The 14,345-nt window shown below is 66.4% G+C and carries 11 protein-coding genes; 9 read left to right on the top strand and 2 right to left on the bottom strand.

The annotated features are described in order from the left end of the window. Positions 1–3 precede the first annotated feature (3 nt). Both glnT and JCM7685_RS15960 read left to right on the top strand, forming a co-directional pair. Entirely contained in the window at positions 4–1,308 is a 1,305-nt protein-coding gene (gene glnT, locus JCM7685_RS15955) for a type III glutamate--ammonia ligase (protein ID WP_074970135.1), read from the top strand. A 185-nt stretch (positions 1,309–1,493) separates the two neighbouring features. Further along, entirely contained in the window at positions 1,494–2,141 is a 648-nt protein-coding gene (locus JCM7685_RS15960) for a FadR/GntR family transcriptional regulator (RefSeq protein ID WP_074970137.1), read from the top strand. On the opposite strand, the gene JCM7685_RS15965 is transcribed toward JCM7685_RS15960, so the two are convergent. Beyond that, entirely contained in the window at positions 2,125–3,408 is a 1,284-nt protein-coding gene (locus JCM7685_RS15965) for an ABC transporter substrate-binding protein (RefSeq protein ID WP_170848969.1), read from the bottom strand. The two genes, JCM7685_RS15960 and JCM7685_RS15965, sit on opposite strands and share 17 nt — an antisense overlap. Before the next feature lie 165 nt (positions 3,409–3,573). Between JCM7685_RS15965 and JCM7685_RS15970 the strand changes: the two genes are divergently transcribed. The 7 genes from JCM7685_RS15970 (at position 3,574) to JCM7685_RS16000 (ending at position 13,286) form a co-directional block, all read left to right on the top strand. Then, a complete protein-coding gene (locus tag JCM7685_RS15970; protein WP_074970140.1) occupies positions 3,574–4,914 on the top strand; it encodes an NAD(P)-binding domain-containing protein in 1,341 nt (446 codons plus the stop codon). Between the two features lie 60 nt (positions 4,915–4,974). Beyond that, positions 4,975–7,338, top strand: coding sequence for a DUF1989 domain-containing protein (locus JCM7685_RS15975; RefSeq protein WP_074970142.1), 2,364 nt, complete (start codon positions 4,975–4,977; stop codon positions 7,336–7,338). 277 nt (positions 7,339–7,615) lie between these two features. After that, entirely contained in the window at positions 7,616–9,427 is a 1,812-nt protein-coding gene (locus tag JCM7685_RS15980; RefSeq protein WP_211657852.1) for an APC family permease, read from the top strand. A gap of 63 nt (positions 9,428–9,490) precedes the next feature. Beyond that, complete coding sequence (locus tag JCM7685_RS15985; protein ID WP_074970144.1) at positions 9,491–10,630, top strand: aminomethyltransferase family protein; 1,140 nt, start codon at positions 9,491–9,493, stop codon at positions 10,628–10,630. 74 nt (positions 10,631–10,704) lie between these two features. Next, positions 10,705–11,304 carry a dimethylamine monooxygenase subunit DmmA family protein gene (locus tag JCM7685_RS15990; protein ID WP_074970146.1) on the top strand — a complete coding sequence of 200 codons (600 nt, stop codon included), beginning with the start codon at positions 10,705–10,707 and terminating at the stop codon, positions 11,302–11,304. Continuing rightward, positions 11,304–12,233, top strand: coding sequence for a PDR/VanB family oxidoreductase (locus tag JCM7685_RS15995; RefSeq protein ID WP_074970148.1), 930 nt, complete (start codon positions 11,304–11,306; stop codon positions 12,231–12,233). The genes JCM7685_RS15990 and JCM7685_RS15995 overlap by 1 nt, the downstream gene beginning before the upstream one ends. A gap of 9 nt (positions 12,234–12,242) precedes the next feature. Then, positions 12,243–13,286 (top strand): heme-dependent oxidative N-demethylase family protein, encoded by a 1,044-nt coding sequence (locus JCM7685_RS16000; protein ID WP_074970150.1) that lies wholly within the window; start codon positions 12,243–12,245, stop codon positions 13,284–13,286. Here JCM7685_RS16000 and JCM7685_RS16005 read toward each other — a convergent pair. After that, positions 13,274–14,242 (bottom strand): GlxA family transcriptional regulator, encoded by a 969-nt coding sequence (locus JCM7685_RS16005; RefSeq protein WP_074970152.1) that lies wholly within the window; start codon positions 14,240–14,242, stop codon positions 13,274–13,276. The two genes, JCM7685_RS16000 and JCM7685_RS16005, sit on opposite strands and share 13 nt — an antisense overlap. Positions 14,243–14,345: the final 103 nt, after the last annotated feature.

Here is a 14,345-nt window from a genome sequence, read left to right on the forward strand (position 1 = left end):
CAAATGACCGATCTTGCCGAATTCGCCCGGGAAAAAGGCGTCAAGTATTTCATGGTGTCCTACACCGACCTGGTGGGGGCGCAGCGCGCCAAGCTGGTGCCGACCTACATGATCAACAATGTCGTTTCCGGCGGTGCCGGTTTCGCAGGTTTCGCGGGCGGTTTCGTGCTGACCCCCGCCCATCCGGACATGCTGGGCATGCCGGATGCGGACACCGTCATTCAGCTGCCCTGGAAGCCCGAGGTGGCCTGGGTCGCGGCCAACCCCGCGATGTATGACAGCCCGCTGCCGCAGGCGCCGCGCAACGTGCTGCGCAACGTGATCGCCGAGATGGAAAAGGAAGGCCTGCGGATCAAGACCGGGGTCGAGCCGGAATTCTTCTTCCTGACGCCCGAAGGCGACCGCATCGCCGACACCCGCGACACCGCCGCCAAGCCCTGCTACGACCAGCAGGCGATCATGCGCCGCTATGACGTCATCTCGGAAGTCAGCGACTACATGATCGAACTGGGCTGGGAACCCTACCAGAGCGACCACGAGGACGCGAACGGCCAGTTCGAGATGAACTGGAAATACGACGACTCGCTGGCGACGGCCGACAAGCTGGCCTTCTTCAAGTTCATGATGAAGTCGGTGGCCGAAAAGCACGGGCTGCGCGTGACCTTCATGCCGAAGCCGTTCCTGGAGCTGACCGGCTCGGGCATGCACGCCCATATCTCGGGCTGGAGCCTGGACGGCAAGACCAATGCCTTCTACGACGGCAACGACGAGCTGGGCCTGTCCGAGGTCGGCCACCACTTCCTGGGCGGCATCATGAAGCACGCCTCGGCGCTGGCCGCGATCACCAACCCGACCATCAACAGCTACAAGCGCATCAACGCGCCGCGCAGCTCGTCGGGGGCGACCTGGGCGCCGAACTCGGTCACCTGGTCGGGCGACAACCGCACCCACCTGGTCCGCGTGCCGGGCAAGGGCCGGATCGAACTGCGCCTGCCGGACGGAGCCTCGAACCCCTACCTGCTGCATGCCGTGATCATGGCCGCCGGCCTGGACGGCATCCGCCACAAATGCGATCCCGGCAAGCGGCTGGACATCGACATGTATGCCGACGGCCATATGGTGAAGGACGCGCCCAAGCTGCCGCTGAACCTGCTGGACGCCATCCGCGCCTTTGACCAGAATACCGAGTTGAAGGCGGCGCTTGGCGAGGAGTTCTCGGCATCCTTCATCGAAATGAAGATGAAAGAGTGGAACGCCTATGCCTCGCACCTGACCCAATGGGAGCGGGATCACACCCTGGACATCTGAACCACGCGGTCCACTTTGCCACGGTGAGGCAGAATTGGCTCAATTGGTTCCCTTTTGGACTAGCAGACCCCGGATCGACACGCTACAACTGGCGTATTGAAACCGGAGTCTGCATTTTGTCATCGCTCCCCCAATCATCGCAACCCTCCACGCCCAGCAAGACCGGGCTTGGTTCCACGGTGCAGATGGTGGTGGATGCGCTCAGTGCGCGGCTGGCGGCGGGGGAATACCCGCGGGGCAGCCGGCTTCCCTCCGAGCGCCAGCTTGCCGCCAGCCTGCAGGTCGCGCGCAATACCCTGCGCGAGGCGCTGGACATCCTGGAGCAGCGCGGGCTGATCACCCGCCGCGCCGGCGCCGGCTCCTATGTCGCCGAACCCGAGCATTGGGACAATGCCGTTCCCGTCGCCGCCGCCACCGGGCCGCTGCACCTGCATGTGATGCGCGGCATCATGGAACCCGAGATCGCGCGGCTGGCCGTTCTGCACATGTCCTCGGCCGGCATTGAGGCCCTGGCCCGCATTCTGGACGAAATGCGCGCCACCTCGGACCCGGCGCAGTTCACCCGCTGCGAAGAGGATTTCCAGCAGAAACTGGCCGAAGGAACCTGCAATCCGCTGCTGATCGCCTGCTACAACCTGGTGGTGAAGGCGCGCCGCCAGCGCCATCGCGCCGCCATGCTGCGGCGGCTGACCACGCCCGAGCGCATGGCCTACCAGCGCCAGGTCCATGCCGCGCTGCTGAACGCGCTGGTCGGCCGCGACATCGCCGAGGCGACCGAGCTGGTCCAGCAAATGCTGATCGAGGAACAGCGCCTGCTCATGCAGGAGAACTGAGGTCGCGGCCGCGCAATTCGGCCCGCTGCTGCCACAGCAGCCCCTGCGCCTCCATTTCGCGCAACAGCAGCGCCTCGTGCCGGTCCAGCCAATCCAGGACCGAGCCGAAGCCGGCGATCCGCGCGACGCCCTGCATGACCCGCACCACCGGCCAGCTGCCGATCAGGGCGTTGTCGATGCCGAACAGCGCCTCGCCATACCAGCGCGCGGGGCCGAAGACCTGCATCATCTGCCCGCCCCGCTTCATCGAATCCAGCACGGTCAGCGGCTCGGTGGTGCCGGCGATCTCGACCGCCTGCTGCCACAGGTCCAGCGCCGCGGCATATTCCCAGCTGACCGCCGACCAATGGCCCGGGAAACGCTGCTGATAGGCGGCATGAAAGGCGGCGGGCTGGCGAAAGAAGAAGGCGGTGCCGGCCAGCGCCGGATCGTCGAAATCGGGGAAGTGGAAGATGAAATCCTCCATGAAATCCAGTGAGGTGCGCGCCACTAGCCGGCTGTAGTTGTCCCCGGTCGCCGACAGGATCGGACCGCGGAAACCGGCGTGGAAGGCGGCCTCGGTCAGGGCATGGACCATATGCGGTTCGGACGAGCCCCAGCACAGCACCTGGGGATCGTCCTGCAGCATGGCGGCGACCATGGCCTCGGCGTCGCAGGCATCGCGCGGATAGCGCAGTTCGCGGAGGATCTGCATGTCTTCCGCCTTGAACGCGGCCCGATAGCTGGCAAGCCCGGGCTGACCCAGCATGTCCTCCTGGCCGCACATGGCCACGCGCTTCAGCTCGGGCCGGGTCGCGGCCAGCCACTCCACCCCCGTCACCACATAGATCGGATGCACCTCGGCCGGGGCGATCAGGCTGGGCGTCTCGGGCGACAGGTCGAAGGGCAGCAGCGTCGTCGTCAGCACGCGATGCGCCATCAGCCAGGGCAGCGCCGGCGCCAGCGAATCCCCGCCCAGGGTCAGGATCACCTGCGCGCCCGCCCGCTCGACCAGCTCCATCGCCGCCACCCGCGTCTCGACCGGGCTGATGGCGGCGTCGCGGGCCAGGATCTCGACCCGGCGCCGGCGCGGCCCGACGATCAGCCCGCCCTGTTCGTTCACCCAGTCCGCCCAGATCAGGCAGCCCTCCAGCCCCGGCTTGCCCCAGGGCGCCGACGGCCCGCTGAGAGGGGCGAGAAAGCCGATTCGCACCGGCGTGGCGGCGTGATGCAGATTTCGCGGCAGGCTGCCGGCCATCGCCAGCCGCTGTGCCAAAGATATGCTCATGTTCATCCCCTATCTGCCCGGATCCTTGCCGACTTCGGCAAAATTTCAAAGAAGCGTTCTTCTTCACAATAAAAATTCTTGACCAACGAGGAACCAATCTCTCTAATTGGTTCATGCCAAATAAAACGGAACCATAAATTGGTCCGGACCGCAGGGAGCAAGACAATGACAAAGCGAGTCGCCGTCATCGGCGCTGGCCCTTCCGGGCTTGCCCAGTTACGGGCCTTCCAATCCGCCGCCCGCAAGGGCGCCGAAATCCCCGAGATCGTCTGCTTCGAGAAACAGTCGAACTGGGGCGGGCTGTGGAACTACACTTGGCGCACCGGCACCGACGAGCACGGCGAGCCGGTGCATGGCTCGATGTATCGCTATCTCTGGACCAACGGTCCCAAGGAGGGGCTCGAGTTCGCCGACTATTCCTTCGAGGAGCATTTCGGCAAGCAGATCGCATCCTATCCGCCGCGCGCCGTGATGTTCGACTATATCGAGGGCCGGGTGCTGAAGGCCGGGGTCCGCGACTGGATCCGCTTCAACTCGGTGATCCGCTGGATCGAGTTCGACGCCGACGCCAACGACTTCACCGTCACCGTGCACGACATGAAAAAGGATCATGTCTACAAGGAGCGGTTCGACCACGTCATCGTCGCCTCGGGGCATTTCTCGTCGCCGAACGTGCCGGAATATCCGGGCTTCGACCAGTTCTACGGCCGCATCACCCATGCCCACGACTTCCGCGACGCCCGCGAGTTCGAGGGCCAGGACGTGCTCATCGTCGGCTCCAGCTATTCGGCCGAGGACATCGGCTCGCAATGCTGGAAATACGGCGCGAAATCGGTGACTTCCTGCTATCGCTCGGCGCCGATGGGCTTCAAATGGCCCGACAACTGGGAAGAAAAGCCGGCCATGGTGCGGGTCGAGGGCAAGACCGTGTTCTTCAGCGACGGATCGAGCCGCACGATCGCCATCATCCTCTGCACCGGCTACAAGCACTATTTCCCGTTCCTGCCGGACGATCTGCGGCTGAAGACGGCGAACCGGCTGGCGACGGCGGACCTCTACAAGGGCGTGGTCTATGCCCACAACCCGCGCATGTTCTATGTCGGCATGCAGGACCAGTGGTTCACCTTCAACATGTTCGACGCCCAGGCCTGGTATGTGCGCGACATCATCATGGGCCGCATCGAGGTGCCGCAGGACAAGCAGGTGCTGCTGGCTGACGTGGCCGAGCGCGAGGCCCGCGAGGAAGCCAGCGACGACGTGAAATACGCGATCAAGTATCAGGGCGACTATGTAAAGGAGCTGATCGCCGAGACCGACTATCCCAGCTTCGACGTCGATGGCGCCTGCGCGGCCTTCTACGAATGGAAGCATCACAAGGCCGTCGACATCATGGCCTTCCGCAACCACTGCTATCGCTCGGTCATCACCGGCACCATGGCGCCGGTGCACCATACGCCCTGGAAAGACGCGCTGGACGACTCGATGGAAGTCTATCTCCAGAACTGACCCCCCCGACTGGGGCGGTGTTCGTCACCGCCCCGTCTTTTTTCGGCAATGGAGGCTCGCATGAGCACCATCACCTATCCCACTCTGATCCGGCCCGGGCCGCCCCGACCCAGCGGGTTGCGGGTCGCTTCGGCCGTGGGGCACGCGCCCGCACGCGAACGCCATACCGTCGCGGGCGGCGGCGCACTGCTGGTGCCGCTGGCCCGGAACGACCGCGTCACCATCGTCAACGCCGAGGGCGGTCAGCGCGCGGAACTGGTCGCCGTGGACATGACCGCCCGCCCCGGCCTGCTGGGCCCGGCCGGCGAGGAGCCGCACGGGCTGCGCCGCGCCCTGTCCTCGGGCGAGGAAAGCCTGGCCCGGCTGGCGCGCGGGATCGCCGCCCGGGGCATCGACCTGTCGCGCCCCTGCGCCATCACGCTGTTCGGCGAGGCCAGCCCCGCCGGCGACAGCGCCGAATTCACCGCCTTGGATGCGGGCTGGCTGATCGTGGCCGCGCCCGCCGATCCGATGGACCCCGAGACCGGCGCCACCGCCACGCCGCTGACGCTGCTGATCGACCGCGCGAGCCCTCGCGCCAAGCAGGGGTTCGAGCTGCCCGACCCGCTGGCCGATCCGATCCTGGACATCCGGGTGAAATCCGCCACGGCCCAGGCCTATCTGGTCCGGGCCGGCGAATATATCCAGATCCTGGACGTGGATGGCCGGCAGTGCACGGATTTCCAGTGTTTCGACGCCCGCAAGCTGGATCGCGGCGTCCAGAACCCGCTGGACGTCACCACGACCCGCACCATCCTGGGCCACAGCTACGCCATGCCCGGCCTGCATGCGAAATATTTCGACCAGGACATGGAGCCGCTGATCGAGGTGGTGCAGGACACCTGCGGCCGCCACGACGCCTTTGCCATGGCCTGCTCGTCGAAATATTACGACGACATCGGCTATCCCGGCCATGCCAACTGCTCGGACAATTTCAACGGTGCGCTGGCTGAATACGGCGTCGATCCGCGCAAGGGCTGGATGGCGGCGAATTTCTTCTTCAACACCTGGATCGACGACCATGGCGTCCTGATGACGGACGAGCCCTGGTCGCGGCCGGGCGATTACGTTCTGCTGCGGGCGTTGACCGACGTGGTCTGCGTCAGCTCCGCCTGCCCCGACGACACCACCGCCGCCAATGGCTGGCATCTCTCGGACATCCACGTCCGCAGCTATGCCGCCAGCGAACGCTTCCAGCGTGCCGTCGCCTGGCGGCCGCTGCCAGAATCAGAGCCGATCATGACCCGCCAGACCGCCTTCCACGACAGTTTCGCCGCGCTGACCCGCGACTTCATCGAATACAAGGGGTTCTGGCTGCCGAACACCTTCCCAAATTCCTCGCCCGAAGAGGAATACCGCGCCTGCCGGACCGGCGTGGCGGTCATGGACCTGTCGGCGCTGCGCAAGTTCGAGGTCACCGGCCCGGACAGCGAGGCGCTGATGCAATGGGTGCTGACCCGCGACGTCAAGAAGCTGGGCGTGGGCCAGGTGGTCTATTCCTCGATGTGCTATCCGCATGGCGGCATGATCGACGACGGCACGTTGTTCCGCATGGGGCCGGACCGCTTCCGCTGGATCGGCGGCACCGATTACGGCGGCGAATGGATGCGCGAGCAGGCCGAGGCGCTGGGGCTGAACGTGATGATCCGCTCCTCGACCGACCAGCTGCACAACCTGGCCGTCCAGGGGCCGAAAAGCCGCGAGGTGATGAACGCGGCGATCTGGACCGCGCCGCACCAGACCGCGATCCCGGAGCTGGGCTGGTTCCGCTGGACCGTCGGCCGGACGGGCGGCCCGAACGGCGCCCCGGTCGTGGTTTCGCGCACCGGCTACACCGGCGAGCTGGGCTATGAGATCTTCTGCCACCCGAAGGACGGGGCCGAGGTCTTTGCCGCCGTGGCCGAAGCCGGCGCGCCCCATGGCATCAGGCCGATGGGCCTGGCGGCGCTGGACCTGTTGCGCATCGAGGCCGGGCTGGTCTTCGCCGATTACGAGTTCACCGACCAGACCGACCCGTTCGAGGCCGGCGTCGGCTTCACCGTGCCGCTGAAGACCAAGACCGACGACTTCGTCGGCCGCGAGGCGCTGATCCGGCGCAAGGAGAGCCCGCGCTGGAAGCTGGTGGGGATCGAGATCGACAGCCGCATCCCGGCGCATCACGGCGATTGCCTGCATATCGGCCGGGCGCAGATCGGAGAGATCACCTCGGCCATGTGGTCGCCGCTTCTGGACAAGCAGATCGCCCTGGCCCGCGTGGACGTGACCCATGCGGACGAGGGCACTGAAATCGAGGTCGGCAAGCTCGACGGGCAGCAGAAGCGCCTGCCCGCGCGCATCACCGCCTTCCCGCATTACGACCCGAAGAAAGAACGACCGCGGTCCTGAAACCGCGGCGCCATCACAGGGAGGTTCGACATGATTGCAGCCAGACGTCGCCACGACGTCGGCCGGCGCCGAAACATCACGCCCCGCGCGTGGTTGGCGACCGGCACCAGGACAGGCCGTTCCCGGCATCGGGAAGGGAATCGCCCTGGGTTGTTCTGCCGGACCCGCACTCTTTCGCCGGGGCATGGGAGGTGCCCCGGCGAGGTCAAACCCAAGCCAGTCCCGCCAGGACAGCATCGGGGTCCGAGGACGGCTTGTCCAAGAGGGAAATGCGACAATGGTTGAACACTCAACGTCCAGTTCGCTGGCCGGGACGGACGCGGCAGACGGGGCAGTCAGGCAGGGATCGCTGCATCGCACGCTTGACTGGCGCGGCGCTTTCTGGGTGGCGGCGGGCGTGCCGCCGCTGGTGCTGTTCTCGATCGGGGGCATCGCGGGCGTCGCCGGCAAGGCGGCCTTCGTCGTCTGGATGCTGTCCATGTGCATGGGCTTCCTGCAAAGCTTCACCTATGCCGAGATGGCGGGCATGTTCGGCAACAAGTCGGGCGGGGCCTCGGTCTATGGCGCCACGGCCTGGCTGCGCTATTCCAAGCTGATCGCGCCGCTGTCGGTCTGGTGCAACTGGTTCGCCTGGTCGCCGGTGCTGTCCTTGGGCTGCGCTATCGCCGCCGGCTATATCCTGAACTCGCTGTTCCCGATCCCGCTGGCCAGCAGCCAGCCGGTGATGGAGTGGGTGACGGCGAATATCGCCAGTTACACCGCGCAGACGCAGGCGGTGATCGACTATATCGCCGCCAATCCCGGCACCGCCACGGACGCGGCGATCCAGGCCGTGGCCCAGGCCGACGGCGTGGCCGCGCTGACGCCCGCCTTCCGCACCTGGGAAGCCCTGGCGCTGAAGATCCCGGGCCTCGGCACGCTGCATTTCAACGCCACCTTCGTCATCGGCGTGATCCTGATGCTGATCATCTTCGCGATCCAGCATCGGGGCATCTCGTCGACCGCCAAGGCGCAGCGCGTCATGGCGATCATCGTGCTGGTGCCGCTGCTGCTGGTCGGGCTGGTGCCGCTGCTGAACGGCTCGATCAACAGCATGAACGTCACCGGCATCGTGCCGCCGGCGGCCGCCTATTCGCCGCTGGACGGGGCCTGGAACATCGGCGGCTGGACCCTGTTCCTGGGCGCGATGTACATCGCCGCCTGGTCCACCTACGGTTTCGAGACCGCGGTCTGCTATACCGCCGAGTTCAAGAACCCCGAGACCGACACCTTCAAGGCCATCTTCTTCTCGGGCCTGCTGTGCATCGTCTTCTTCTTCCTGATCCCCTTCGCCTTCCAGGGCGTGCTGGGCCATGAAGGGATGCTGGCGCCCGAGATCGTGGACGGCACCGGCGTCGGCGCGGCCCTGGCCGGGCTGGTCAAGGGCGGGGCGGTCATCACCCAGATCCTGGTGATCCTGATGATCCTGGCGCTGTTCCTGGCCATCATGACCGCCATGGCTGGCTCTTCGCGTACGCTCTACCAGGGCTCGCGCGACGGCTGGCTGCCGCGCTTCCTGGGCCATGTGAACGAACATGGCGCACCCACCAACGCGATGTGGACCGACCTGGGCTTCAACGTCTTCCTGCTGGCGCTGGCCTCGGACGCGACGGGCTATTTCTACGTCCTCGCCATCTCGAACGTGGGCTACCTGACCTTCAACTTCATGAACCTGAACGCCGGCTGGATCCACCGCATCGACAGCCCGCACCTGAAACGGCCGTGGAAGGCGCCGACCTTCCTGATCGGGCTGAACACCTGCCTGGCCTTCGTCAACGCCATGTTCCTGGGCGCCGGCGCCAAGGTCTGGGGCTATTCCGGCGCGCTGTGGTCGGGGCTGATCTTCGCCAGCTTCATCCTGCCGGTGTTCTGGTTCCGCCATTATGTCCAGGACAAGGGCCATTTCCCGCGCGAGGCGATGGAGGACCTGGGCCTGACCGACCATGGCGACCTGGGCCCGCGCCGCGCCGGCATCCTGCCCTATCTGGCACTGATCGCGGGCGCCTGCGTGGTGCTGTTCAGCAACTGGTTCTTCCAGCTGCCCGAATGATCCGAAACCCGGCGGGACCGTCTGCCGGTCCCGCCGCAAACGACTGAAAACTGGAGAGAAGACATGACGAATTCCTGGCGTTTCTCGATGCTCGCCGACCGCCACCGCGCCCTGGGCTCCCAGCTCGAGGACTGGAACGGCATGGGCACCGCCTGGTCCTATACCTCGGGCGACCCGGATACCGAATACATGGCGATCCGCACCAAAGCCGGGTTGATGGATGTCTCGGGCCTGAAGAAGCTGCACCTGGTCGGCTCGGCCGCCAGCCATGTGATCGAGCGCGCCACCACGCGCAACGTGGAAAAGCTGATGCCGGGCCGCTCGGTCTATGCCTGCATGCTGAACGACGGCGGCAAGTTCATCGACGACTGCGTGATCTATCGCACCGGGCCGAACGCCTTCATGGTGGTCCACGGCGCCGGCGCCGGCCATGAGCAGCTGGCCGCCTATACCAACGGCCGCGACGTGGCGATGCGCACCGACGACAACCTGCACGACCTGTCGCTGCAGGGCCCGCTGGCCGTCGACTATCTGGCAAAGCATGTGCCCGGCATCCGCGACCTGCCCTATTTCGCGCATATGCAGACCTCGCTTTTCGGCAAGCCGGTGATGATCTCGCGCACCGGCTACACCGGCGAGCGCGGCTACGAGATCTTCGTGCGCGGCCAGGACGCCGGCGAGGTCTGGGACCGCATCCTGGAAGAGGGCAAGGAGATGGGCATCATCCCCTGCCGCTTCACCACGCTGGACCTGCTGCGGACCGAAAGCTACCTGCTGTTCTATCCCTACGACAACTCGGACGCCTATCCGTTCGACGACCAGCCGGGCGGGGATACGCTGTGGGAACTGGGGCTGGACTTCACCGTCTCGCCCGGCAAGACCGGCTTCCGCGGCGCGGACGAGCACTATCGGCTGAAGGGCAAGGAGCGCTTCAAGATCTGGGGCCTGAAGCTGGAAGGCGACAAGGTGCCCGGCAACGGCGCCCCGGTGATGCGCGACGGCAAGCAGGTCGGCGTGGTCACGCAGGCCATGTATTCGCCGCTGAACAAGTGGAACGTCGCCATCGCCCGCCTGCCGGTCGATTGCGCGAACGAGGGCACCAAGCTGACCGTGAACTGCGCCACCCATGGCGAGATCGCGGCCACCACGGCGCCGATGCCCTTCTTCGACCCGGACAAGAAGCGCCGCACCGCCAAGGGCTGACGCGCGCGCCGCAAGCAACCCGGGGGCGGCCGACCGCCCCCGCACCTTAGCTGAACCTGCCAGGGACCAACGGAATGACTTCGCCGCCGACAACCCCCTATACCAGCCGTCCGGTCTATGCGCCGCTGGAACCGCGTCCCTGCCGCAGCGCCGTGATGATCGTCGATGACGCGGGCGCGGCGGCGCTGGTCGCCCTTGCCGAAAAGGCGCCGGAGCTGATGCCCAAGGCCACCGTGCTGCATGTGCAGGACGGGTTTTCGATGGCCCCGGCGCTGCGCGCGCTGAATCCGGCCAGCCTGGTCGAGATCGCCTCGACCGCCGCGCTATCCCCCGCCCTGGGCCAGGTCCTGGCCCGGGCCGAGATGGGGCTGCAAGCCTTTCTCGCCGGCTCCGAGGGGCTGATCGGACAGGCGCAGGCGCAGCTTCTGGCCGCCGGCCTGCCGCTGGGCGCCATCCAGGGCGAGCATCGCGGCACCGCCGCGCGCCGGATGCAATGCGTCCATTGCAAGACCATCGCCGAGGACGTGACCGTGGACCCCTATACCTGTCCCGGCTGCGGCCGCGCGCTGTATGTGCGCGACCATTTCTCGCGCCGGCTGGGGGCCTTCCAAGGCGTCTGCATCGACGCCGAAACCCCCGGCGACGTGCCCGAACCCGTGGAGATCCGCCTGTAATGCAACCGCTGAAACTGACTGCCAAGGAAGCGCTTTCGCCCCGGATCACCCGCTTCCGCTTCGAACATCCCGAGGGCGCGCGGCTGCCGCTGTTTTCCGGCGGCGCCCATGTCATGGTCGAGATGCAGGACGGCGACATCCTGCGCCGCAACGCCTATTCGCTGATCTCGGACCCCGAGGACGGCTCGGGCTACGAAATCGCCGTGCAGCGCGAGGACCAGGGCCGGGGCGGCTCGCTGTTCATGCACGAGCAGGCGCAGCCGGGCATGGTGATGAACATCGGCAATCCGGTGAACCTGTTCGGGCTGAACCTGATGGCCCGCAAGCACCTGCTGATCGCCGGGGGCGTCGGCATCACCCCCTTCCTGGCCCAGATCCGCGAACTGACCCGGCTGGGCGCCGCCTACGAGCTGCATTACGCCGTGCGCGAGCGCGACGAGCTGGCCGCGCTGCCGCTGCTGCCCGAGGGCGTCCATGCCCATGTCAGCGCCGAGGGCTCGCGCCTGGACCTGGACGCGCTGCTGTCCTCGCAGCCGCTGGGCACGCATCTTTACGTCTGCGCCTCGGACCGGATGATCACCACGGTGCTGGACAGCGCCGCCTCGCTGGGCTGGCCCAGGGATGCGCTGCATTCCGAGGAATTCCTGGCCCCCGCCCCCGGCGAGCCCTTCGAGGTGCATTGCGCGCGCTCCCACCGCACCCTGACCGTCGGCGCGCATGAAAGCCTGCTGGAAGCCCTTGAAAACGCCGGCATCGACGCGCCCTGGCTGTGCCGGGGCGGCGCCTGCGGGCAATGCGAAACCGATGTGGTCGCCTGCGACGGCACCATCGACCACCACGACCACTGGCTGGAACCCGAGGAGCGGGATCGCAAGATCATGCCCTGCGTCTCGCGTTTCCGGGGCAAGCTTCTGACCATCGACCGATAGGAGGACCCGATGACCATTTCCTTCAACAAGGAAACCTTCCGCGGCGACTACAGCTATCACAATTCGCCCGCCGCGATCCGCCGCTTTCCCTTCCCCTTCGACCGCGACGAATACATGTATTCGGTCAATATGGAGCCGCATCGCGCCGCCGGCCCCGACCACAGCGTGTTCCAGAGCCGTTTCGACGTGGACGAACACTATGTGTCCGAGATGGAGGATCGTGCCATCACCCTGTCCCGCGACCCCGGCCGCTGCCAGTCGCTGCCGCACATGACGCTTGCGGGCTGGGACGTGCTGGAACTGATCATGGTCTCGAAATCCGAGGATTACCCGGACCTGTTCGAGCTGCACCGCGACGGCGACCGCTGGCGCTGGGTGAACAAGCCGCTGGGCATCGACGACACGTTTACCTTTCTTGACGAAAGCACCCTGCCCTATGGGCCGCTGGAATACATCACCCGCCAGACCCAGGGCGATTTCGCCGTGCTGGACCAGCGCGAGAACAACCTGTGGATGGATGCCGGCATGGTGACCTCGCAGGCCGACTGGAGCCTGGATTTCGACATCGGCATGAACTTCTTCGAATGGCACGCGCCGGTGCCGCGCGCGGCCGAGATGGGGATCTTCCAGCGCGCGCTGAAATTCCTGCTGAACGTCCAGCAGGACAGCCCGGCGCGCCGGCTGAACTGGACCATGACCGTGAACCCGCGCCTGGACACCAGCCCCGAGACCTATCCCGAATGGGGCCCGGAAAAGCGGACGCTGACGCCGGAAAACGTGGGCGAGAAGCAGTTCCTGCGCGTCGAGTTGCAGACCTTCTTCCGGTTGCCGCGCTCGAACGGGCTGCTGTTCCCGATCCGCTGCTATCTCTGCGCGCTGCAGGACATCGTGACGGTGCCGAAATGGGGCCGCCGGCTGCATCGGGTGATCCGCGACGTGCCGGACGACCTGGCGACCTACAAGGGTTTCCTGGTCAACAAGCCGCTGATCGTCGAATACCTGTCGAAATTCGACGACGGCGCCCCGACCTCGCCCGGCATCTACCCGGACTGATCCCGCCGCCGGGCGGCCTGCCTGCGGCGCGTCGGGGGCATCCCGAACCGCGCCGCATAGGACCGCGAGAAATGGGCGGCGCTGGCGAACCCCGTCACCAGCGCCACGTCCAGCATGGACAGCGCCGTCTGCTGAACCAGCTCATCCGCCTTGCGCAACCGCATCTCGCGATAGAATTCCATCATCGAGGACCCCAGTTGATCGTTGAACAACCTCTGCAACTGCCGCGGGCTGCAGCCGACCTGCGCCGCGATCTGCTCGGGCGAGAGCGGGTCGGCCAGGTGGCTGAACATCAGGTCCACGGCCTGGGCCAGCAGAGGGTGGCGCAGGTCGAAGCGTTCGGCAACCGGGGATTGCTGGGGTTCGTCGGCATTGCGGGCGCGCGGGTGGATGAACCATTCGGCGACCTGCCGGGCGAAACCCGCGCCATGGTCGCGGGCGATCAGCGCGCACATCATGTCCAGCGCCGCGACCCCGCCGGCGCAGCTGTAGCGGTCGCGGTCGATGACGTAGAGCGCGCGCTCGATCAGCAGGTCCGGCCGATGCTCGGCCAGTGCATCGATATGGGCCCAGTGCAGGGTGAAGCGCCGGCCCTCCATCAGCCCCAGCCGCGCCAGGATCGCGGCCCCGCCCGAGATGCCGCCCAGCCGGACCTTGCGCGCCTGCAGCGCCCGCAGCCCCCGCGCCAGCGCCGGGTCGTCATAGCGCAGCGGGTTGCCGCCGGCGACGACCAGCGCCAGGTCCAGGCCCGCGGGCTCGGGCAGGGTGGCGGTGTCGAACCCGCCGCCCGAGGTCGAGGCGGCAAAGCCCCCCGGCACCGAATGATAGCTGGGCCGATACAGCGTCCGGCCTGCCAGCTGGTTCGCGGCCCGCAGCGGTTCGACCGCCGCGGTCAGCGACATCAGGGAATATTCCGGCGTCAGGATGAAGCCGATTCGCAGCGGTTCGTCTTGCATGGGGTCCTCTTGCCACAAAATTATCGTCACTGTCCCGTAAAGGCAATAATTTGTCCTTCCAAGACAAATGTGGCGCAAAATCCAGCGTATCTTTCCTGTGAGG

It is taken from the genome of Paracoccus aminovorans (genome assembly GCF_900005615.1).
Taxonomy (GTDB): domain Bacteria; phylum Pseudomonadota; class Alphaproteobacteria; order Rhodobacterales; family Rhodobacteraceae; genus Paracoccus; species Paracoccus aminovorans.